Source organism: Brevibacterium sp. AGC70, assembly GCF_057334195.1.
In genome coordinates this window covers 278,104-300,576 of record NZ_JBHFIH010000001.1, presented here as the reverse complement: position 1 = coordinate 300,576, position 22,473 = coordinate 278,104, and the positions used below count along the sequence as shown (strand labels likewise).

20 protein-coding genes are annotated in these 22,473 nt (G+C 64.0%); 17 read left to right on the top strand and 3 right to left on the bottom strand.

The window, feature by feature from the left end:
* Nucleotides 1-12 precede the first annotated feature (12 nt).
* On the bottom strand, nucleotides 13-405 hold the full coding sequence (locus ACE03M_RS01315; protein ID WP_485932607.1) for a hypothetical protein: 393 nt from the start codon (nucleotides 403-405) through the stop codon (nucleotides 13-15).
* Nucleotides 406-497: 92 nt separating this feature from the next.
* Nucleotides 498-848: a hypothetical protein gene (locus ACE03M_RS01310; RefSeq protein WP_143922408.1), complete on the bottom strand. Its 351-nt coding sequence runs from the start codon at nucleotides 846-848 to the stop codon at nucleotides 498-500.
* A gap of 124 nt (nucleotides 849-972) precedes the next feature.
* Here ACE03M_RS01310 and ACE03M_RS01305 point away from each other — a divergent pair, with 124 nt between their 5' ends.
* The 10 genes from ACE03M_RS01305 to ACE03M_RS01260 all read left to right on the top strand — a co-directional run bounded on the left by ACE03M_RS01305 (nucleotide 973) and on the right by ACE03M_RS01260 (nucleotide 14,074).
* Nucleotides 973-2,184, top strand: coding sequence for a cysteine desulfurase family protein (locus ACE03M_RS01305; protein ID WP_485932318.1), 1,212 nt, complete (start codon nucleotides 973-975; stop codon nucleotides 2,182-2,184).
* Nucleotides 2,181-3,374: a tRNA 2-thiouridine(34) synthase MnmA gene (gene mnmA / locus ACE03M_RS01300; protein WP_198396989.1), complete on the top strand. Its 1,194-nt coding sequence runs from the start codon at nucleotides 2,181-2,183 to the stop codon at nucleotides 3,372-3,374. The genes ACE03M_RS01305 and mnmA overlap by 4 nt, the downstream gene beginning before the upstream one ends.
* 59 nt (nucleotides 3,375-3,433) lie before the next feature.
* Nucleotides 3,434-5,419 carry a prolyl oligopeptidase family serine peptidase gene (locus tag ACE03M_RS01295; RefSeq protein ID WP_485932316.1) on the top strand — a complete coding sequence of 662 codons (1,986 nt, stop codon included), beginning with the start codon at nucleotides 3,434-3,436 and terminating at the stop codon, nucleotides 5,417-5,419.
* Nucleotides 5,412-6,545: a hypothetical protein gene (locus ACE03M_RS01290; RefSeq protein WP_485932314.1), complete on the top strand. Its 1,134-nt coding sequence runs from the start codon at nucleotides 5,412-5,414 to the stop codon at nucleotides 6,543-6,545. The genes ACE03M_RS01295 and ACE03M_RS01290 overlap by 8 nt, the downstream gene beginning before the upstream one ends.
* Nucleotides 6,542-8,749, top strand: coding sequence for an NAD-dependent DNA ligase LigA (gene ligA / locus ACE03M_RS01285; RefSeq protein WP_485932312.1), 2,208 nt, complete (start codon nucleotides 6,542-6,544; stop codon nucleotides 8,747-8,749). The genes ACE03M_RS01290 and ligA overlap by 4 nt, the downstream gene beginning before the upstream one ends.
* A 73-nt stretch (nucleotides 8,750-8,822) precedes the next feature.
* Nucleotides 8,823-9,341, top strand: a complete 519-nt coding sequence (locus ACE03M_RS01280) for a hypothetical protein (RefSeq protein ID WP_485932310.1) — start codon at nucleotides 8,823-8,825, stop codon at nucleotides 9,339-9,341.
* A gap of 182 nt (nucleotides 9,342-9,523) precedes the next feature.
* Complete coding sequence (gene gatC, locus ACE03M_RS01275; protein WP_009882665.1) at nucleotides 9,524-9,829, top strand: Asp-tRNA(Asn)/Glu-tRNA(Gln) amidotransferase subunit GatC; 306 nt, start codon at nucleotides 9,524-9,526, stop codon at nucleotides 9,827-9,829.
* Nucleotides 9,829-11,331 (top strand): Asp-tRNA(Asn)/Glu-tRNA(Gln) amidotransferase subunit GatA, encoded by a 1,503-nt coding sequence (gene gatA, locus ACE03M_RS01270; RefSeq protein WP_485932308.1) that lies wholly within the window; start codon nucleotides 9,829-9,831, stop codon nucleotides 11,329-11,331. The genes gatC and gatA overlap by 1 nt, the downstream gene beginning before the upstream one ends.
* A complete protein-coding gene (gene gatB / locus ACE03M_RS01265) occupies nucleotides 11,328-12,809 on the top strand; it encodes an Asp-tRNA(Asn)/Glu-tRNA(Gln) amidotransferase subunit GatB (RefSeq protein WP_485932306.1) in 1,482 nt (493 codons plus the stop codon). Before gatA ends, gatB begins: the two co-directional genes overlap by 4 nt.
* A gap of 194 nt (nucleotides 12,810-13,003) precedes the next feature.
* Complete coding sequence (locus tag ACE03M_RS01260; RefSeq protein WP_485932305.1) at nucleotides 13,004-14,074, top strand: hypothetical protein; 1,071 nt, start codon at nucleotides 13,004-13,006, stop codon at nucleotides 14,072-14,074.
* A 94-nt stretch (nucleotides 14,075-14,168) separates the two neighbouring features.
* On the opposite strand, the gene def is transcribed toward ACE03M_RS01260, so the two are convergent.
* Nucleotides 14,169-14,741, bottom strand: a complete 573-nt coding sequence (def, locus tag ACE03M_RS01255) for a peptide deformylase (RefSeq protein WP_143922418.1) — start codon at nucleotides 14,739-14,741, stop codon at nucleotides 14,169-14,171.
* Nucleotides 14,742-15,213: 472 nt separating this feature from the next.
* On the opposite strand from def, the gene cysK reads away from it, so the two are divergent.
* The 7 genes from cysK to ilvD all read left to right on the top strand — a co-directional run bounded on the left by cysK (nucleotide 15,214) and on the right by ilvD (nucleotide 22,445).
* Nucleotides 15,214-16,140 carry a cysteine synthase A gene (gene cysK / locus ACE03M_RS01250; RefSeq protein ID WP_143922419.1) on the top strand — a complete coding sequence of 309 codons (927 nt, stop codon included), beginning with the start codon at nucleotides 15,214-15,216 and terminating at the stop codon, nucleotides 16,138-16,140.
* Between the two features lie 125 nt (nucleotides 16,141-16,265).
* A complete protein-coding gene (epsC, locus tag ACE03M_RS01245) occupies nucleotides 16,266-16,946 on the top strand; it encodes a serine O-acetyltransferase EpsC (RefSeq protein WP_143922420.1) in 681 nt (226 codons plus the stop codon).
* Nucleotides 16,947-17,262: 316 nt separating this feature from the next.
* Complete coding sequence (locus ACE03M_RS01240; RefSeq protein WP_485932302.1) at nucleotides 17,263-18,441, top strand: LLM class flavin-dependent oxidoreductase; 1,179 nt, start codon at nucleotides 17,263-17,265, stop codon at nucleotides 18,439-18,441.
* Nucleotides 18,438-19,151: an NAD(P)H-dependent oxidoreductase gene (locus tag ACE03M_RS01235; protein ID WP_485932300.1), complete on the top strand. Its 714-nt coding sequence runs from the start codon at nucleotides 18,438-18,440 to the stop codon at nucleotides 19,149-19,151. The genes ACE03M_RS01240 and ACE03M_RS01235 overlap by 4 nt, the downstream gene beginning before the upstream one ends.
* A 2-nt stretch (nucleotides 19,152-19,153) precedes the next feature.
* A complete protein-coding gene (locus ACE03M_RS01230) occupies nucleotides 19,154-19,618 on the top strand; it encodes a MarR family winged helix-turn-helix transcriptional regulator (protein ID WP_485932298.1) in 465 nt (154 codons plus the stop codon).
* A 54-nt stretch (nucleotides 19,619-19,672) separates the two neighbouring features.
* On the top strand, nucleotides 19,673-20,620 hold the full coding sequence (locus ACE03M_RS01225) for a 2-hydroxyacid dehydrogenase (RefSeq protein WP_143922423.1): 948 nt from the start codon (nucleotides 19,673-19,675) through the stop codon (nucleotides 20,618-20,620).
* 112 nt (nucleotides 20,621-20,732) lie between these two features.
* Complete coding sequence (ilvD, locus tag ACE03M_RS01220; RefSeq protein WP_485932296.1) at nucleotides 20,733-22,445, top strand: dihydroxy-acid dehydratase; 1,713 nt, start codon at nucleotides 20,733-20,735, stop codon at nucleotides 22,443-22,445.
* The last annotated feature ends 28 nt before the right edge of the window (nucleotides 22,446-22,473 follow it).

The following is a 22,473-nucleotide window of genomic DNA, read 5'->3' as shown; positions in this document are numbered from 1 at the left end:
GGGCCCCACTTCTCAGCTGGTGCGGATTCTGCGCCCCACGAGGTAGAGCCACCACAATCCGACGAGGGGCAGGATGAGCGGGATGAACCCGTAGCCGCTGCCGAAGGATGACCACACGGAGGGCTTGGCGAAGTCCTCCGGATGGGTGAAGCTGAGGATTCCGACGATGATGACGCCTGCGAACTCGACGAGGCAGGCGCCGATCGCGATCCGGTGTGAGGCGCGGTTGCCGATGACCAGGCAGATCGTGGCCACGATGTAGATGACTGCGGCGATCACGGACAGCGAGTACGCGACCGGGGCCACGTCGAACTCACGGATGACCTGGTAGCCGGCGCGCGCGGTCGCCGAGAGCGCGAAGACCCCGTAGACGGCCGTCAGAGCCCGGCCCGGGCCGGTGTGCATCGCCGAGAACGGTGAGCGGTTGCGCTTCGCGGCCCGTTCCTGCTTCGCCGAGGCGGCCGCTGAGCGCGCACCGGCATCGTCGTTTCGCTTCTTCACTGCCAAATCTGGTCCAATCTCTCGATCATGACGATCACCGTCAGTCCTGCTGCTGCGAGGACTCCCGGCCCCCAGCGGCTCAGTTCCGCGAACGCCCAGAAGCCGGCTAGTGCCATGACGAGGATCGCGGTGATGACGTAGCCGAAGTACAGGAGCGGATCGATGCCCTGGGTCGACCCGAATGTGGCGATCGAGAGCACCAGCTGCACGATGAGCAGCAGCAGAAGCACAGCGGTCGCGCCGAGCAGCAGTTTGCCGGCGGGGCGGTTGCGAATGGTCTCGATGATCGACCAGATGGCCAGGACGGCGGATACGGCATAGAGCACGATGGTGAAAACGGTGAACACCCGGCCCAGTTTAGTCGGCGTGAACGTGGCCCCGGAACTTCAGGTGCCCGGTGATGGCTCGGTATCGGGTGAGATGCGGCACTGATCCTGGCCGAAGGGCCCTTCACGGCCTAAAATAGGGAGAGTGCCGATTTACCTTGACCACGCAGCCACCTCGCCGATGCCGGCAGAGGTGCTCGACGTCTACACCGCTGAGCTGAGCCGACGGGCCAATCCCTCGGCCCTGCATGCCGTAGGTCAGGCCGCACGGATGCGCATCGAGACTGCCCGAGAGGACATCGCCCGAGGTGTCGGCGCCGCAACATCATCCGAGGTCATCTTCACCTCCGGCGGCACTGAAGCCGATAACTTCGCACTCAAGGGCCTCTACCTCTCGCGTAACAACTCCACCTTCGATGCACCGGTTCGCCCGCGCGTGCTCACCACGACGATCGAGCATCATGCGATCCTCGACTCCGTGGAATGGCTGGCCAGTCAGGGTGCCGAGATCGTCTACCTCGACGTCGACGACGAAGGACACCTCGACCTCGACGCGGCTCTGGCCGAACTGCGCCGCGCCCCAGAGAGCACGGCACTCATCTCCATCATGGCCGCAAACAATGAGATCGGCACCCTTCAGCCGATCGCCGAAATCGGTGCAGTCGCCAGTGACCTCGGTGTTCCCTTCCACATCGATGCCGTGCAGGCTTTGGGCCAGATTCCGCTGAACTTCGCCCACCTCGGTGCCACCGCCATGTCGATCACCGCTCACAAGATCGGCGGACCCGTGGGCATCGGTGCACTGCTGCTTGATCGCGGTGCCGCCCCAGCACCGATCCTCCACGGTGGGGGACAGGAGCGCGGGGTCCGCTCGGGCACACTTGACGTCGCCGGTGCCGTGGCCTTCGCCAAGGCCGTCGAACTCGCCACCGCCGACATCGAGACACGAGCCGCGCGCTTCTCATGCCTGCGCGACCGGCTCATCGCCGGCATTGAGGACACGATTGGCAATGCCACATTGTCCGGTCGCCGAGGTGGGGGAAGGCTTCCCGCGAACGCGCACTTCACGTTCTCCGGATGTGAGGGCGACTCCCTGCTCTTCGGCCTCGACGCGAGAGGATTGGCGACCTCGACGGGTTCGGCCTGCTCGGCCGGGGTCTCACGTCCCTCCCATGTGCTGCTGGCCTGCGGTATGGAGGAAGACGTCGCCAGATCAGCCCAACGATTCAGCCTCGGCCACGACTCGACCGAAGAAGAGGTCGATCGTCTTCTCGAGGTTCTGCCCGAGGTCGTCGAACAAGCACACCAGGCCGGGATGGTCTCGGCCACTCCGCGCTGGATGCAAGGAGCATCATGAAAATTCTCGTCGCCATGTCCGGCGGAGTCGACTCGTCGGTCGCCGCGGCACGTGCCGTCGACGCCGGCCACGAAGTCGTCGGCGTCCACCTCGCCCTGTCCCGCATGCCCGGAACACTGCGCACAGGTTCACGCGGCTGCTGCACCATCGAAGACTCCAGGGACGCCCACCGCGTGGCCGGGATGCTCGACATCCCGTTCTACGTGTGGGACTTCTCCGAACGGTTCAAAGAGGACATCGTCGATGACTTCATCGCCGAGTATGCGGCCGGACGCACACCCAATCCGTGCATGCGCTGCAATGAGCGCATCAAGTTCGCGGCCCTCCTCGACCGTGCCCTGGCACTGGGCTTCGACGCCATCGCCACGGGCCATTACGCCGAGGTGCTGCGCGACGAGGACGGGCGACCGGAACTCCACCGCGGCGAGGATCTCGCGAAGGACCAGTCCTACGTCCTCGGTGTGCTCTCCGGCGATCAGCTCGAGCATTGCTACTTCCCGATCGGCGCGACCGCGTCGAAGGCAGAAGTCCGCGCCGAGGCTGCCGAGCGCGGATTCTCCGTGGCCAACAAGCCTGATTCCTACGACATCTGCTTCATCCCCGATGGAGACACGAAGGCGTGGCTGGCGGACAAGATCCCCATGCGCCCTGGACTCATCAAGGACGCCGAGGGTGAGACCCTGGGCGAACACGATGGTGCGATGACCTACACCATCGGCCAGCGCAAGGGCCTGGGCATCCAGAAGCCCGCGGCCGACGGCCAGCCTCGCTTCGTCACCGGACTCGACCCGGCCTCGAACACTGTCACGGTGGGCTCCCGCAGCGATCTCGGGGTCTCCCACCTGACCGGGATCCGGACCACATGGGCCGGACCGGCACCGGCAGACATCGGCAGCGAACCGGCGACCGCCATCGACTGTGAGGTCCAGATCAGGGCCCACAGCGACCCGGTTCCGGCTCGGGCCTGGCTGGGTGACTACATCTCCGAGGCACCCGAGCATGAAGTGAACCCGATCGTCGACGAGGTCGACGTGCCGGCCGCGCGACCTGCTGGACAGCTCATGCACATCGACGTCGACGAGGAACTCTCAGGCGTCGCACCCGGGCAGACCATGGTCATCTACCGCGGAACCCGGGTTCTGGGCCAGGCCACCATCGATGTGACAGCCAAGGACCGCCTCGGCGTCTGAGGACAACGACAGCCTTGGCGTCCGGGCTGTGGTCTTCGCCCCTGCGTTAACCTGGGGGTATGAAGGAATTTCCCCAAGATGTCGTCACGGCACCTTTCGGAACCTGGTCATCTCCGCTGAGCGCTGCGGAGGTGGCTGCCGGCTCCGCACCGATCTTCGATGCCGCATTTCGCGGTGAGCACATCTACTTCTCCACGAAGGTTCCAGCGGAGAATTCTCGCACCGGCCTGATCCGGACCTCACCGTCGCATCCGGGACTGAAGGAGCAGGTGCTGCCCGCGGAGTTCAACATCAGGTCCTCCGTGCACGAATACGGGGGAGCCGCCTGGGCCCTGGACCCGAGCAGCGAGGTCATCTACTTCGTCAATGCCTCCGACCAGCGGATCTGGCAGATCATTCCGGGCAGAGCCCCACATGCGCTGACCCCGGACACCTCGGGCCGCATCCGGTACGGGGACCTGACGATGACCAGTTGGGGTCTGCTGTGCGTGCGTGAGGACTGCCGGTCAACGCGCAGGGAACGAGCCATCGTCCTCATCACCAGGCACGGAACGACGAATGTGCTCTCGCGCCATTCCCACTTCATGGCCTGGCCCCGGCTGTCCCCGGACGGCTCCACACTGGCGTTCATCGGTTGGGAGCACCCCAACATGCCCTGGGACTCGACGAGCCTGTGGCTCATCGACGTTCGCACTCAGGACACTCCCGTCGCCGCGGTCATGCACGGACATGACGTTTCGCTCCTGCAGCCCGGTTTCACCTCGGACTCCTCGCTCATCGTCAGCTCCGACCACAACGGTCACTGGGCTCTGTACTCATTGGGCTTCGAACCGATCGACTGCCTTGTTCGCGACAGACGTGTGGCTGCGAAGGACTCCGAGCAGGAGAGCGACGCCGGTGAGGAACTCGACATCTCCGCGCTGAGACCGGTCCTCGACACCGGCGGCGAGATCGGCGGCCCGCTGTGGCAGCTGGGCACCAACTGGCATCTGAGTGACGACGAGGAGATCTGGGCCCACTCCCAGTCCGCGACCGCCTCCCTGATCAGGGCCAGGCACGACGGTGAGGCCGAGGAGATCAGACCGCAGGGGGAGCGGTTCGGCAGCCTCGAACTCCATGACCTGAGTCGCAGCCATGTTCTCCTGACCGGGAAGTCCGCGGACTCGACCGGAGCCCTGTATGCCGTGGACCGGGCCAGCGGAACCTTCATTGAGATCGCCCAGGAACGCCTCGATGCTCATCAGGACTACTATTCGCGCCCCCGCACCCGGGAGCTCGGCGGCGTCCCCGTCGTCATCCACCCACCGCACAACCCGCGCTTCACCGCCCTCGACCGTGAACTTCCGCCCTATGTGATCTCCGTCCACGGCGGACCGACAGGTCAGGCGACCCCTGACATGTCGGCCCGGTCCAGTTACTTCACCTCCCGAGGAATCGGCGTGATGGAGGTCAACTACGGCGGCTCGACCGGATACGGGCGCAAATGGCGCAACCGCCTACGCGGACAGTGGGGGCTCGTCGACGTCTCCGACACCCTCGCCGCCCTCGAAGCTCTTGTGGCCGAGGGGCTGGCCGACCCTCACCGCATCGCGATCTCCGGGGCCTCGTCCGGTGGATGGACCGTGCTGTCGGCGCTGGCCTCATCAGAGGCATTCGCCTGCGGCACCTCCTATTTCGGGGTCACCGATCTGATGCGCTTCGTCGTCGACACCCACGACTTCGAGAGGCATTACATCGACGGGCTGGTCGGCCCATGGCCGGAGGCACAGGACGCCTACATCACTCGCTCACCGATTCGACGGACGAGTCAGATCAACGTTCCGGTGGCCATCATGCAAGGCGATCGGGACCCGATCGTACCGCCCAGTCAGGCCCAAGAGTTCGTCGATATGTTGGAACTGACCGGAGTGGAGTACATTTACCGTCTGTACAAGGGCGAATCCCACGGATTCGTCCGCGCCGAAACCATCATCGATTCCCTGGAAAGCGAGTTCGGGTTCTATGCCGACGTCTTCGGAATCCCACGCAGCCGCAACCATGGCTGAACAAGTCGAGGCTCCAACCGCCCTCGGCCCGGCAGGCACGACCACCGGAGTCTGGATCCCCGGCCCCAGAGCCGAGACCGGGCCCGGCTCCATGTCCGGTGCTTCTGGATACATCGCGAACAGCCCTGTTCGTGAGGCGGCCGCGGCGGCCTTCACCCACCTCGGTGAGCAGCTGCCACCGGTGCCGCTGAGCGCCCACCGAGCCGAGGACCGGTGGGGCGCCGACGCGATCGGCCGTGCAGTCGGGCTGCTGACCGACCTCCACGTCGACCGGGCCTCCTTCGGCTGGCGACTGACGAACGCAGCGGGGAGAGACGAACGACTCGAGTCCTCGGCACTGAGTGAGGCCTTCGACGCCATCGCCGAATACGGGGACGGCTACACCGGTGGGGTCCAGATCTCCCTGCCGGGGCCCTGGACCCTGGTCACCGCGCTGAGCCTGACATCCGGGGCCCCTGTGCTCGGCGACCTCGGCGCTCGCCGCGATGTCATCCAGGCCTATGCCTTCGGTCTCGCCGCCTTCGCCGACAAACTCTCGACACTCGGCATGCAGCCCGTGATCCGCCTCGTCGAGACCCGCCTGCATCCGGTGCTCACGGGCACATGGCCAACGGTCTCCGGCTGGGCCACCCTGCCCGCGGTCAACGAGACCCAGGTCTACGCTGCCCTGCAGTCGACGCTGCGCCACCTGCCTCCGGTTCTGCTCAGCCTCCCCGACTTCGACCCTCTGCAGCTGCAAGGTAAGGAGATCACCGCCGCCGAGGTGGTCCGCAACTCCGGTGCCACCGCCGTGTCAGTGCCGTTGGCTAGCCTGAAGGCACAGGGTTGGGAACAGCTGGCCATCGTCTCCGAAGCCGGGATCGGGACCTGGATGGGCCTGCCGCCTGCCGCAGGTTCGAGACCGCAGGAGGTCAAGCATTGGCTGAACCGGATCAAGACGCCGTGGAACCGCATCGGCATGAGTGCGAAGAGTCTGCGCGATTTCGGAGTCCTCGCAGGCGAAGAGCTTCCGATGACCTATCCGCCCCTGCTGACCTCGGTCGAAGGGGACGGTGCGAAGAACATCAGCACGGGAACGATGATGATCGCCGCAGGCCTGCGGCGCGCCTTTGAGGAGATCGAATGACCGCAACGCCCGACGAGTCCGACCGCTCCGCGAGTGCAGGGGCCACTGCGAACTCAGATCTGTCGGATGCCACCGCCCGTGCTCAGGCGCATGCTGATCTCGTCGAGAAGATCGAAGCTCAGCGCGCCGCCTACTACACGGATGATTCGCCGCTCGTCTCCGATGCCGAATACGACGAACTCGTCCACAGTCTCGAAGACCTCGAGGAGAAGTTCCCCGAACTCGTCACAGACTCGTCACCGACGCAGACCGTCGGCGGCAGCGTCGACACCTCGACCTTCGATCCGGTCGAGCACATCGGTCGGATGTACAGCCTCGACAATGTATTCGACTTCGAGGAGCTGAGGGGATGGTATGACCGAGTCCGCGCGGCCACCTCGGCGAGGTCGAAGTTCCTCTGCGAACTCAAGATCGACGGACTCGCCGTCAACCTCCTCTACCGCAACGGCGAACTCGTTCGCGCCGCCACCCGCGGCGACGGCCGCATCGGAGAGGACATCACCGCCAATGTCCGCACCATCTCCGATATCCCCGATCATCTCGACACCGACTACCCACCCGCCGAGGTCGAGATCCGCGGCGAGGTGTTCTTCCCGCTGGAGAAGTTCACCGAACTCAATGCCGCCCTCGTCGAGGAGGGCAAGGCCCCGTTTGCGAACCCCCGCAACTCCGCCGCGGGATCCCTGCGCCAGAAGGACCCAGCCGTCACCGCTGTGCGACCCCTGCACATGCTCGTCCACGGCATCGCCGTATGGACCCCGGCCGATGATTCGCATCCTGAACCTGCTCACCAGTCCGAGGTCTACGAGCAGTTCCGGTCATGGGGCCTGCCCATCAGCGAATACTTCAAGGTTCTTGAGACGGTCGATGAGATCGAGGAATTCATCACCTACTACGGTGAGCACCGCCACGATGTCACCCACGAGATCGACGGCATCGTCATCAAGATCGACGACATCGCCGTCCAGGAGACCCTGGGCTACACCTCACGCGCGCCGAGGTGGGCGACGGCCTTCAAATACCCACCCGAAGAGGTTACGACGAAGCTGCTCGACATTCAGGTCCAGGTGGGCCGGACCGGTCGAGTCACCCCGTTTGCTGTGATGGAGCCGGTCACCGTCGCCGGATCCACGGTGGAGCGAGCGACCCTGCACAACGGCTACGAGGTCACCCGCAAGGGAGTGCTCATCGGTGACACGGTCACCCTGCGCAAGGCCGGTGATGTCATCCCAGAAGTCCTCGGCCCGGTGGTCGCTCAGCGCGACGGCAGCGAATACGAGTTCGTCATGCCCACCCACTGTCCCTCCTGCGGAACCGAGCTGGGGGAGCAGAAAGCAGGAGACAAGGACAAACGCTGCCCGAACTCCCGGTCATGCCCCGCACAGCTTGCCAACCGCATCTTCTACCTGGCATCCCGCGCCGCCTTCGACATCGAAGCCCTGGGCGAAGAGGCGGCGCTGGCCCTGACCGCTCCGGCCGAGCCTGAGCAGCCTCCACTGACGTCTGAGGCATTCCTCTTCGACCTCACTGCCGACGACTTGGCCGATGTGAAGATCTGGCGGAACAAGAAGGTCAAAGGGGTGGAGACAGGGGAGCGTGAACTCGTGCCCTACTTCTACACGCGAGCTGCCGCGAAGAAGCCGAGTGCCCCGAGCGCCAATACGACAAAGCTCTTCGAGGAACTCGCCAAAGCCAAAGATCAGGACCTGTGGCGAGTCCTCGTCGCACTCTCGATCAGGCACGTCGGTCCGACCGCAGCACGCACCCTGGCCGCACACTTCCGGACACTCGACGCGATCCGGGCCGCTGAGCTCGAAGAGCTCTCAGCCGTCGACGGCATCGGATCGACGATCGCGGCGAGCATCCGCGATTGGTTCGCCGTTGACTGGCACATCGAGATCGTCGAAGCTTGGGCCGCCGCCGGAGTCCGGATGGAGGACGAGGCACAGGAAGCGGGCGCGCAGACCTTGGAAGGTCTCACGATCGTGGCCACCGGCTCTCTGAGCACATTCACGCGTGACGGTATCAAGGAGGCGATCCTCTCCGCCGGTGGCAAGGCGGTCAGCTCGGTGTCGAAGAAGACCGACTATGTGGTGGCGGGTGAGAACGCAGGGTCGAAGCTGGACAAAGCCGAATCACTGGGAGTCAGGGTCCTCGACGAGGACACATTCCGCACGCTCCTGGAGACCGGCAGTGTGGATTGATCGGCCATCGAATCTCAGGATCGTCACAGGCATATTCAAGTGGGGAAACAGCTCAGTCTGAAAGAGTGAAAGCATGAAATCAATCCCCCGGTTGGTCGCTGGTACTGCGGTGATCCTCGCAGCTGTACTCACCACTTCGCCGGTGACAGCTGGCATCGCCGACTTCGTCCTCAACCCGGGACAGCCGCCGGTCAAACGCGCGGCCCCTGCGCTCTCCGACTCGACCGCGGAGCTTCTGGTGCCGGTGAAGTCTCGTGGCGACGACCGCGACGGTGCCGACACCGGTACCTCTCACGGCACAGAGTCCGACGGTGAGCAGCCGAACGATTCGTACCGACTGCACGGAGGTCCCAGTGAAGCAGCCGGCACGGGATCGCAGGCCAGTGACTTCGCCGTGCGGGCCGGGGATTCGGCGGGCTTGGTCGCACACACCGCTGCCGACGCCCAATCTCGTGTCTCAGATCTTGCGAACGATCTGCAGACCGGTGTTGACGCCGGTGAGTACACCCAGGAAGACGCAGACAGGGTGCTCAGTGAGCTCTCGAGCTACATCAAGGGCGAACGCACCTGGCCAGAGCGCGTCGGGGCCTGAAACCGGAACTCTGCCTGAAGCCGGAACCCTGCCTGAAGCCGGAACCCTGCCTGGCGACACTCGTGCACCTCGACGAAGCTGCGCAGTGAAGCTCGGCGAACCTCACAGCGATCTAATCTGAACCGGTCCGGCAAAGAGACTAGACTTGCTGACGAGTAAACAGAGACGATGAAAGGCAGGGAATGACGGAGTCCTCCGCAATCACCCCCGAGCAAGTTGAGCATTTGGCCTCGCTGTCTCGGATCGCCATGGGCGAAGACGAGCTGAAATCGCTCGCCGGTGACCTGAGCACCATTTTGAGCAATGTCGCCAGGGTCAACGAAGTGGCCGGCGATGACGTACCAGCGACCAGCCATCCGATCGCACTGTCGAATGTGCTGCGCCCCGATGTCGTGGGTGAGACCCTGACCAGCGAGCAGGCTCTGGCCTCGGCTCCGGCATCCGCCGATGACAAATTCCTCGTCCCACAGATCCTTGGGGAGGAATGATGAGCGAACTGATCAATAGGAGCGCCCTTGAACTCGCCGCAGGATTGAAAGCCGGCGAGTTCTCCTCCGTCGAGGTGACCCAGGCTCACCTGGATCGCATCCACGCCACCGAAGCCGACTTCGGCTCATTCATCACCGTCACCGACGATCTCGCGCTGGAGACGGCCAAAGCAGTCGATGCCGAACGCAGCGCTGGTGGAGACGTTCACGCCCTGGCCGGAGTGCCCGTGGCGCTCAAGGACCTCGTCGTCACCGAAGGCGTGCGCACGACAGCGGGCTCGAAGATGCTCGAGAACTGGATTCCACCCTACGAATCCACCGTGCACAACAAGGTCAAGGCCGCCGGACTCCCGGTCCTGGGTAAGACGAACCTCGACGAGTTCGCGATGGGATCGACGACCGAGCATTCGGCCTTCGGCACCACCCGCAACCCGTGGAACCTCGAGCACGTTCCCGGTGGCTCCTCCGGCGGCGCTGCAGCAGCCCTCGCCGGTTTCCAGGCTCCGCTGTCGGTCGGCACGGACACCGGCGGATCGGTGCGACAGCCCGCCGCATTCACCGGCACCGTCGGTGTGAAGCCGACCTACGGTTCGATCTCACGTTTCGGCATCATCGCCATGGCCTCGAGCCTCGATCAGGTCGGCCCGATGGGCCGCAATGTCGCCGACGCCGCGGCTCTGCACGAACTGCTGGCCGGGCACGATCCGCTCGATTCGACCTCGTTGCCGGACCCGGTGGCAGGTTTCGTCTCCGCGGCGCAGACTTCGGATCTGGGGGGCAAGAAGCTCGGCGTCATCAAGCAGCTGCGCGGAGAGGGCTACCAGGACGGCGTCCGCGATGCCTTCTCCGCCGCCCTCGATGTCGCCGCTGCTGCCGGCGCCGAAATCGTCGAGGTCGACTGCCCGTCGATCTCATACGCACTCGACGCCTACTACCTCATCATGCCTTCCGAGGTGTCATCGAACCTCGCCCGCTACGACGGCATGCGCTACGGGCTGCGGGTCGACCCCGAGTCGGGCCCGGTCACCGCTGAGACGGTCATGGCAGCCACCCGCGCAGCCGGTTTCGGCAATGAGGTCAAGCGCCGCATCATCCTCGGCACCTACGCACTCTCCGCCGGTTACTACGACGCCTACTACGGGTCGGCACAGAAGATCCGCACCCTGGTGCAGAACGATTTCGCGAAGGCCTTCGCAAGCTGCGACGTCCTCGTCTCGCCGACGGCACCGACGACCGCACTGAAATTCGGCGCCGAGGCGGCATCCGACCCGATGGCCCTCTACCTCGGCGACGTCGCGACCATCCCGGCGAACCTCGCCGGGATCCCGGGACTGTCACTGCCCGCAGGACTGGCCGACGGGCTGCCCGTCGGATTCCAGATCCTCGCCCCGGCACGTGAGGACGTGAAGCTGTACGAGGTAGCCGGCCCGCTCGAAGCCGCCTTGGAAGCCTCCGGGACTCGGGTGCTCGATACTCTCGCGGAAGGACTGACCACCAAGTGAAATACGAAGACGCGATCAAGAAATACGATCCGGTCATCGGCATCGAGGTCCACGTCGAGCTCGGCACCGCGACCAAGATGTTCGACGCCGCACCCAACACCTTCGGAGGGGGAGCGAACACCAACATCACCCCCACCTCACTGGGACTGCCCGGCTCCCTTCCCGTCGTCAACGAGAAGGGTGTGGAGTACGCGATCAAGATCGGCCTGGCGCTGGGATGTGAGATCGCAGAGACCTGCCGCTTCGCCCGGAAGAACTACTTCTACCCGGACGTTCCCAAGGACTTCCAGACCAGCCAGTCCGATGAGCCCATCGCCGCGGAGGGCGAGGTCGAGATCGAGCTCGAAGACGGAACGATGTTCACCATCCCTGTCGAGCGCGCCCACATGGAAGAGGACGCAGGCAAGAACACCCATATCGGCGGCGCCACCGGACGCATCCACGGAGCCGACCATTCCCTGGTCGACTACAACCGCGCCGGTGTGCCCCTGGTCGAGATCGTGACCCACCCGATCACCGGGACCGGGGATCGGGCCGCCGAGGTGGCCTCCACGTACGTGCGTACGCTGCGCGACATCTTCCGCGCCCTCGACGTCTCCGAAGCACGCATGGAACAGGGCAACGTCCGTGCCGATGTCAACGTGTCGCTGCGCGAGAGCCCCGATGCTCCACTGGGCACCCGCACAGAGACGAAGAACGTCAACTCCTTCCGCTCGATCGAACGCGCGGTCCGCTACGAGATCGCCCGCCAGGCGACCCGGCTCGAAGCCGGAGAGAAGATCGTGCAGGAGACCCGTCACTTCCATGAAGGTACGGGGGAGACCTCTTCGGGGCGCCCGAAGTCTGACGCCGATGACTACCGTTACTTCCCGGAGCCCGATCTGGTGCCACTCGTTCCCAGCCGCGAATGGGTCGAGGAGCTGCGCGCGACTCTGCCTGAACTGCCTGCGCAGAAACGCCGCCGGCTTACAGGCGTGTGGGGCTTCTCCGATCTGGAGATGCGTGACATCGTCAACGCCGGTCTGCTCGAAGTCATCGAGGAGACGGTCAACGCCGGCGCGAAGCCTCCAGCAGCGCGCAAATGGTGGACCGGTGAGGTCGCCAGGCTGGCCAACCAGAAGGATCAGCCCACCGCCGAACTCGTCACACCGACGCAGATCGCAGCTCTGATCGGACTGATCAACGAGGGCAAGCTCAATGACAAGCTCGCGAAGGACGTCCTCACCGCCGTTGCCGACGGAGAAGGCGAACCGGCCGAGGTGATGAGTGCCCGTGGTCTCGAGATCGTCGAAGACACCGATGCGCTCGAGGCGGCCGTTGAGGAGGCCATCGCTGCGAACCCCGATGTGGTCGAGAAGATCAAGGGCGGGAAGATGCAGGCCATCGGCGCCCTGATGGGGCCGATCATGAAGGCCACCCGCGGTCAGGCCGACGCCGGAAAGGCCAAGGACCTGATCCTGGCCAAGATCAACGGCTGATTTCTCAGGCGACCGCTTCAGCCGGCGACTGATCAGAACTCAGGATTGATCCAGCCACACCCTCTAGACTCGGTTACCACAGAAGTCCGGAGGGTGTGGCTGTTCGCATTCTCACGGGCCAGACGCCGACTCCGCCGGACCAGGATCCGGCGGATCAGGCGTGAGGGTGCCATCCGTACGTGGAGGTGAATGCGGTGTCTCAGTCATGGAAGTCGTTGTGGAAGAGCGAATGCGGGAAGTCGATCCCGATCTATCGCATCCTCGTGCCCGAAAGCGTCAATCAGGGCATCGTGAAGGCGTGGAACGCTCGTGGGTACCGCTACACCGCCGGAGCACCGAGTGCGATCATGCTCACCGGGGCAATGCGTCGGAACTTCTTCCGCTCCAGCATGCTGTTCAAGGGCGGCACAGGAACCGGAGCCGCCGTCACTGCGGGCTTCGCAGCGCCGGGCGGGCTGGCGCTGCTGGCCGGAATGGCCGACGCCGCGCTGACATTCGGAGCTCTCGGAGGAGCGACCGCAGTGGGTACCGGTGTGTTCGCCGCAGTCACCGGACCGAAGTACTTCCGTGATCCCAAACGGCTGAGCCGGAAGAACCGTCAGCAGGTCGGACAGGCACAGTGGATCACCCCCGCTTCCCTGGGGTTCCAGCCTGGCCGCAAGGAGGGTCGCGACACCGACGAGCAGCGATTGTTCCACCTCGCCGTGACGATCGCGCGAAAGATCGTCCGGACGCGCGCCTGGACCCACCCAATCCTCAGTGACCATGTCTCGCGTGTCGACCTCGACCATGCTGTCGCCTCGATCGGAGTGCGACTGGCCGAACTGGTCCGGCTGCGCGAGGAGATCGAGAGCATCAGGGACGAGGGCACCGCGAAGTCGGTGGAGACATACCTGTCGAAACTCGCTGTAGCCTTCACCTCGATGGCCAACCGTGTGCTGTCGATGCACGAGTACTATGAGCATCTCATCGCTCTCGACGAGCAGCTCATGCTGCTTCACAATTCCGAACGCTCGCGTGAACTCGGCGACCGCGTCCTCGACGTTCTGTCCCGGACAGCAGCCGACGACTCTGCGGACTGGCAGTTCAGGGAACTGCGGATCGACGCTGAGTCACAGTCCTCGATCATCTCGGGTCTGGTTGCCGAGCTCGACCAGACCGCAGACGACTTCGACGATTTCGACACACGACTGGCGGCTGCCCAGGAGTCGATCGATGCATTCGAACCCACGCACTCACTGGGGCAGGACCGTCGCCCGGAATGATCCGAATGCAGACGTCGAGGCCAGCGGTCTCCTCATCGGCGGTTTCGGGATCGGCGGCATCAGGGTCGGCGGAATGGGGCCAGTGAGGTCGGGATCAGTGACCGAAGGGATCGGGATCGACACCCGGAGTCCATGAACGGCCGGGAACGTTGTAGCCGTTGGCAGCCTGTTCCTTCTTCCACTTCTTCGACCAGCGCTTGTCGAGTCGGTCCACATAGAGGGTGCCCTGCAGGTGATCGTATTCGTGCTGCATGATGCGGGCGAACCAACCCTCAGCGGTCAGGGACACCGACTTGCCGGTCTCATCGACACCGTTGACCGTGACACGATCCGCGCGCTTGAGCGGAAAGTCGAGACTGGGCACCGAGAGGCATCCTTCGGTCTCCTCATCGGGATCCGGCCGGGTGTCGGGGATCTTCGAGGCGATGAGCAGGGGGTTGATGAAAGTGCCGCGTCTGCGGACTCCCGCGTCATCCTCGGCGTTGAAGACGAAGATGCGCTTAGCCACGCCGATCTGCGGAGCGGCCAGGCCGACACCATTGCTGGCATCGAGGGTCTCATGCATATCGGCGATCAGAGTGGCGAGCTCGTCGTCGAAGTCGGTGATCTTCTCCGCACGTTGGTGCAGCACAGGCTCGCCGTAGATGACGATGGGATGAATAGGCATGAGGACAATCGTATCGGCTTTCCCCAGGGCAATGCGCCTGCCTTTTCGCTCGGCGCTCTGCAAGGACAGTCGCAGATCCACGATCGTCTCGGCGTCTCAGATTCGCACTCCTCCGGCAGTGCCGAAACCGTGGTTCGAAGTACCGAGGCTGGAGTGTCAACGCGAGACGAAATCGACATACGCAGCCCTGATTGTTCAGCGGTTCTCTCGGATCAAGGGCTCGTCGTCGCGATCAGAAATGGCTTCTTTATTGGCTGTGACTCGAGATGACATGATATTTCGCCCGAAGCGAACATGGATTGTTGAGCAACCGCATGGGGAACAACCTTGAATGAGCCGTGGTTATGATGGTCATGAACCGTCTCGGTCCACGAGACGAGATCAGCAGTTGAAGCCTTCCGCTGATGGTCGCGTGACTGATTCGTCACAGACCTCAGCACCGGGCGAACAAACAAGCTTGAAAGGACATGTCTTGACCATCTTCAACAATGTTTCCGAACTGGTCGGCCGCACTCCGCTCATTCGCGTGAATAAGGCCAGCGAACGTTCCGGCGCAGAGATCGTCGCTAAGCTCGAATCCTACAATCCCGCGAACTCGGTCAAGGACCGCATCGGTGTCGCGATGATCGACGCCGCCGAGGCCTCGGGTGAACTCAAGTCGGGTGGAACCATCGTTGAAGCGACCTCCGGCAACACCGGCATCGCATTGGCCATGGTGGGCACCTCGCGTGGATACAAAGTTCTGCTGACCATGCCGGAATCGATGTCGAAGGAACGTCGTGCACTTCTGCGCGCCTTCGGTGCCGAACTCGTGCTCACTGAGAAGGCCAAGGGCATGAAGGGCGCCGTCGAGAAGGCGGAAGAGCTTGCTGCTGAGGGAGCGGTCCTCGTCCGCCAGTTCGAGAACCAGGCCAATGCCGACATCCACCGCGCCACGACCGGCCCGGAGATCCTGGCCGACACCGATGGCAAGGTCGACATCTTCGTCTCGGGCATCGGCACCGGCGGAACCATCACGGGAGCCGGCGCCGCTCTGCGTGAGGCCAACCCGGACGTCAAGATCGTCGCCGTCGAGCCCGCGGCCTCCCCGCTGCTCTCCGGTGGAGACGCCGGCCCGCACATGATCCAGGGACTCGGTGCCAACTTCGTCCCCGGTGTGCTCAACACCAAGATCTACGATGAGGTCATCACCATCGAGAACGAGGAATCCTTCACCCGCGCCCGCGAGGTCGCGAAGGAAGAGGGACTGCTCGTCGGAATCTCGTCAGGTGCCGCGCTCATCGCCGCAGAGCAGCTGGGTGCACGCCCTGAGAACGCAGGCAAGCGAATCGTCGTCATTCTGCCCGACTTCGGCGAACGCTACCTGTCGACTCCGCTGTTCGCCGAGTACATGGACTGAGCAGAGGGACTTCGGCCGAGCACTGTCTGAGGCAGATGCAGGTTGACCGGTGAGGGCGTCAAACACATGTTTGGCGCCCTCACCGTATTGAGGATTGACGATGACGAGCGTGAAGGACTGTTGAGATGAAGGCACTGTGGACTCTGGCGGCTGGGGCGATCGGCGCAGCCGCCTACGGACTGAGCCGACCCGAGGTGCGCGCGGCTCTGCGCGAAGACCTCGATACCGTTCGCAGACGCGATCCTGCGGCGAGGAACGACTTCGTCTCGCTGGTCTCCTACCCGGGCATGCACGCGATCTGGGCGCACCGCGGGCTGCACCGACTGTGGCAGAACGACACCACCAAGGTACCGGCCAGGCTGATGTCCCAGGCTGTGCGAACTCTGACTGGCGTCGAGATCCATCCCGGTGCCCAGATCGGACGACGCTTCTTCATCGACCACGCCAACGGAGTCGTCATCGGCGAGACCTCTGAGATCGGTGACGACGTGATGCTCTACCACCAGGTCACCCTGGGTGGAACGTCGATGGAGCAGACGAAGCGCCACCCGACCATCGGCAATCACGTCCTCGTGGGAGCCGGCGCGAAGATTCTCGGACCTGTCGTCGTTGGCGATAATTCCTCAGTCGGCGCGAATGCGGTCGTCGTCAAGGACGTCGCCGCCGACTCGAGTGCAGTGGGAATCCCGGCAAAGGTCAGGCCCTATAAGAAGCACACCGGCGCCGAGGCGGCCACCTCGGATGCCGATGGTGCGCCGTCCACGTACGCCGATTTCGAACTGATCGACCCCGCCATCTGGATCTGAGAGCCATCTGCGTCTGAGCGCCAATCAGATCTGAGCCAGAGGCTTGCTCAACCGCTTCACCCAGCAGCACGGTCTTCTGCCTCACCCAGCAGCACAATCATCGCCGGGCCCCCCCCGTCGGCATCCCTGAAGGATATCGACCCGGAGGGCCCGGCGATTGCTGTCTGACAGCGGCTGAGCGTGCCGCGTGATCGCTGTGTGACGAAGCTCGGGAATACTTATCCGGCAGTGTCTGTTAAACTTTCAACTAGTTACTTCAAAACTGAAGTTATTCGGTTCAAGGAGAGTTCGCGAGCAGCGAGCAGAAGGAGCAGACATGGAACTCGGAATCTTCACCATCGGAGACGTCACCACCGATCCCACCAATGGCACGACGGTGTCTGAGAATCAGCGCATCAAGAACACGGTCGAGATCGCCAAGAAGGCCGAAGAGGTCGGCCTCGACGTCTTCGCCACCGGTCAGCACCACAACCCGCCGTTCGTCGCACCCGCGAACCCGCCGGTCCTGCTTGCGAACATCGCGGCACAGACAAAAAGGCTGCATCTGTCAACGGCCACCACCCTGATCACGACGACCGACCCGGTGCGCATCGCCGAGGACTATGCCTATGCTCAGCACCTCTCCGAGGGACGCATCAGCCTGGTCATGGGGCGCGGCAACACCGGACCCGTCTACCCCTGGTTCGGCAAGGACATCCGTTCGGGCATCCCGTTGGCGGTTGAGAACTACAACCTGCTCTACCGCCTCTGGCGCGAGAAGAACATCGACTGGGAAGGCAAGTTCCGTACGCCGCTCAACGGGTTCACCGTCACCCCGACACCACTGGACGATGTCCCGCCGTTCGTGTGGCACGGATCGATCCGCAGCCCCGAAATCGCTGAACAGGCCGCCTACTACGGCGACGGGTATTTCCACAACAACATCTTCTGGCCGGTGTCGCACACCGCACGCATGGTCCAGCTCTACCGTCAGCGCTATGAGTACTACGGCCACGGAGCTGCGCACCAGGCGATCGTCGGACTCGGCGGTCAGGTGTTCATGCGCAAGAACTCGCAGGACGCCGTCAAGGAGTTCCGTCCCTACTTCGACAACGCACCGGTCTACGGCCACGGCCCCAGTCTCGAGGATTTCTCAACGCAGACCCCGTTGACCGTCGGATCGCCCCAGCAGGTCATCGAACGCACCCTGAGCTTTCGCGACTGGGCCGGGGACTACCAGCGTCAGCTCTTCCTCATCGACCACGCGGGCCTGCCGCAGAAGACGGTGCTGGAACAGCTCGACATCCTCGGTGAGGAAGTCGTCCCGGTCCTGCGGAAGGAATTCGCGAAGGACCGTCCGGCCGATGTGCCCGACGCACCGACACACGAATCACTCGTCATCCGTCACCGCGAAGGCCGGGCTCCCATCCCCGGCGGCGGTCCCGGATCGCGCGCCTATGCCGACCGTCAGGCCAAGGCCGCAGAGCAGAACGACACCCAAGGAGCTGATCGATGATGCGCATCCTCAGCATCACGACCTCGCTGAGCGAGGACTCGACCACACTGAAACTGTCGAACAAGATCATCGCGGCGGCCACCTCGGCGGCAGAAGCTGCGGGTCTGAGCGCGGAGGCCGACCACGTCAACGTGCGGAACCTGAGCTCGGATCTCACCGATATGGCCCTGACCGGGTTCCGTTCGGAGAACCTCGAAGAGATATTCGCACAGGTCGCCGAGGCGGACGTGATCGTCACCGTCGCACCCGTGTACAAGGTCGCGCCGGTGGGTCTGCATACCTTGTTCTGGCAGCTCATCGACGAAAAGGCGCTGGCGAACAAGCCCGTGCTCATCGGCTCGACCGGCGGCACACCGCGGCACTCACTGGCCGGGGAGAACGTGCTGCGGCCGATGCTGTCCTACCTCAAGGGCATCGTCGTGCCGACGACGGTCTTCGCCGCGACCGATGATTGGGGCAGCATCGAAGGCGGCCGCAGCCTCAACGCCCGGATCGCACAGGCCAGCGAGGAGTTGATCGGATTGGCAGCGAGCCTGAACGGTGTCGGCGCCGGTTCGAGCGCAGGCCCTGCTGACGAGGGCTCCGACACCGACTCTGCGTCCACGACGACCGGCGAGTTCGGCCGGCGCGGCGCACGGCGGAATCCGAGCATCGATGATGAGTTCAATCCCGAGCTCATCACCCCTTTCGCTCAGCTTCTCGAGGGATGACGATGATCGAGATCAAGCTCGGCCGGAATCGTGACGCGCTCGCGCAGAGATCGTGGCGGGTCTACTTCGAGACTTCGCAGCGCCTGAGGCAGAACCTCGAGGGCAACCTCAAGGACAGGGCCGGTCTGACCGTCAGCGATTACAACACGCTGCTGCTGCTGTGGGAGGAGCCGACTCACCTGCTGACGATGAGCGTGCTGGCCAAGAAATTGGTGTTCTCACCCTCACGGCTCAACTACCGGATCAAGGTGTTGGAAGACGCCGGTCTGGTGGCGAAGACGGAATGCACGGAGGACAAGCGGGCGCACAACGTCGGTCTCACCGAGGTTGGGGCGCAGGCCTTCCTCAGCGCGGGACGTCAGCACCGGGAGAACATCGACGAGGTGTTCCTCTCCCACGTCGACGATGAGGAACTCGAGGTCATCGAGCGAGTATTCGCAAGGATCGGCAAGGCGCTGCCCGAATAGGATCTCCTTGGTTGGGCCCTGCCCGAGTGAGGCAGTTCGTGGGACAATGTGTCTATGTCAATCAAGACCATTGCCTTCCCAGATTCCGAACTCCGCAACCGCGTCATCGCCCGGATTCCGGCGCACCAGCGCGCCAACGTCGATCTGGTCGTCTATTCGGATGTCGAGAAGTCGGCGAAGCTGAGCCGAGACGATGTCGATGTCGTCGTGCTTCCGTACCTCGATTCGGGACCGACCATCGAACTGCTCGACGAGCTGCCGAACCTGAGCTTGGTCGTCACCCAGACCACCGGCTACGACCCAGTCGCGCACCTGCCCGAGCGCGGCATCCAGGTGGCGACCGCCTCGGGCGTGCACACCGGCGGGACGGCCGAGCTCGCCCTGACTCTGACCTTGGCCAGCCTGCGCGGCATCGATGATGCCGTGCGCGCGCAGAGTGCAAGGATCTGGAACCACAAGCGCAACCGTTCCCTGCAGGACCGTCGCGTCATGATCATCGGCGCCGGTGAGATCGGGTCGGCGATCGCCGATCGATTCGAACCCTTCGAAGTCGACCTCACACGGGTTGCGACGAGGGCACGCGAAGACGATCGCGGGAAGATCCACAGCGTCGAGGAGCTGCCGAAGCTGCTTCCCCACACCGAGGTGGTCGTCCTCATCACGCCTCTGACGGACTCGACGAACAAGCTTGTCGACAAGGACTTCCTGGCCCAGCTGCCCGACAACGCTCTCATCGTCAACGTCGCTCGAGGCAAGGTCGTCGACACCGACGCGCTCGTGGCCGAATTGAGCACCGGTCGTCTCCATGCCGCCCTCGACGTGATGGATCCCGAACCGCTGCCGGACAACCATCCGCTGTGGGGGACGCCGAATACGCTCATCACACCTCATGAGGGAGGCGACACCTCGGCGTTCGAGCCTCGTGTGGTGAAGATCCTGGCCGAGCAGGTCCGTCGACTCAACGACGGCGAAGCGCCGCTCAACCTCGTCTCCACGCAGTGATCGGAGCAGCTCTCGAGGACCTGCTGGTCAGTTCTCGATGAACTGCTCAAAACAAGTTCCAACATGCGAGAACTTGGCATATGCATGGTGGACTCGGGCGTAGAGTGCCTGCATGAGCATTGATACGAACTCCACCACCCCGGACATCAAACCCCGATCTCGCGACGTCACCGACGGACTCGAAGCCACTGCCGCACGCGGCATGCTGAGGGCAGTCGGAATGGGCGATGACGATTGGGTGAAGCCGCAGATTGCCATCGCGACCTCGTGGAACGAGATCACCCCGTGCAACATGTCTCTGCAGCGTCTCGGCGCGGCTGCCAAGGAAGGCGTCCACGAATCAGGTGGATTCCCCCTGGAGTTCGGCACGATCTCCGTCTCCGACGGCATCTCCATGGGCCACGAGGGCATGCACTACTCGCTGGTCTCACGCGAGGTCATCACCGACTCCGTTGAGACCGTGATGAGCGCCGAGCGTCTTGACGGATCCGTCCTCATGGCCGGCTGTGACAAGTCGATCCCGGGCATGCTCATGGCATCGGCCCGCCTCGGTCTCTCCAGCGTCTTCCTCTACAACGGTTCGATCATGCCGGGCACCGCGAAGATGTCAGATGGCAGCGAGAAGGAAGTCACCCTCATCGACGCCTTCGAAGCCGTCGGTGCCTGCCGCGCGGGGACCATCACCCAGGGCGACGTGGATGCCATCGAACGCGCCGTCTGTCCAGGTGAAGGAGCCTGCGGTGGCATGTACACCGCGAACACCATGGCCTCGGCCGCGGAGGCCATGGGCATGTCACTGCCCGGTTCGGCCGCACCACCGGCCATCCACCGCGACCGCACGATGTTCGCGCGCAAATCCGGTGACGCCGTCGTCAACCTGCTGCGTCAGGGAATCACGACGAAGGACATCATCACGAGGGAATCGCTGCACAACGCGATCGCCGTGGTCATGGCCTTCGGCGGCTCAACCAACGCCGTTCTCCACCTGCTGGCCATCGCCCACGAAGCCGGAGTCGAACTCGACCTCGATGACTTCAACCGCATCGGTGACAAGGTCCCGCACCTGGGCAACGTCAAGCCCTTCGGCCAGTACGTGATGAACGATGTGTTCAAGATCGGCGGCGTGCCCGTGGTGATGAAGGCCCTGCTCGACGCGGGACTGCTCAACGGCGACTGCCTGACCGTGACCGGCAAGACCGTCGCGGAGAACCTGGAGAGCATCAATCCGCCGGATCCCGACGGCAAGATCCTCCGCGCGCTCAACAATCCGATCCATGCCACCGGCGGCCTCACCGTGCTCAAGGGCTCGATGGCTCCCGAGGGCGCGGTCGTGAAGTCCGCTGGCTTCGATGCCGATGTCTTCGAAGGCACAGCTCGTGTGTTCAACCAGGAGAAGCCGGCCATGGATGCCGTGCTGAACGGTGAGTTGAAGAAGGGCGACGTCGTCGTCATCCGCTACGAGGGACCCAAGGGCGGACCAGGCATGCGCGAGATGCTCGCCATCACCGGTGCGATCAAGGGTGCAGGCATCGGTAAGGACGTTCTGCTCATCACCGACGGCAGGTTCTCCGGAGGCTCGACCGGCCTGTGCATCGGCCACGTCGCACCCGAGGCCGTCGATGGCGGACCGATCGCCCTCGTCGAGGACGGCGACAAGATCACCGTCGACATCGCGGCCCGCTCGATCGAACTCCACGTCGAAGAATCGGTCCTCGCCGAGCGTCGAAAGACCTGGACGATCCCCGAGAACCACCGCCTCACCGGTGTGCTCGGCAAGTACGCCAAGCTCGTGCAGTCGGCCTCCACCGGTGCCGTCTGCTTCTGAGCGAGGGAGAGCCATCCATCGCCGAGGC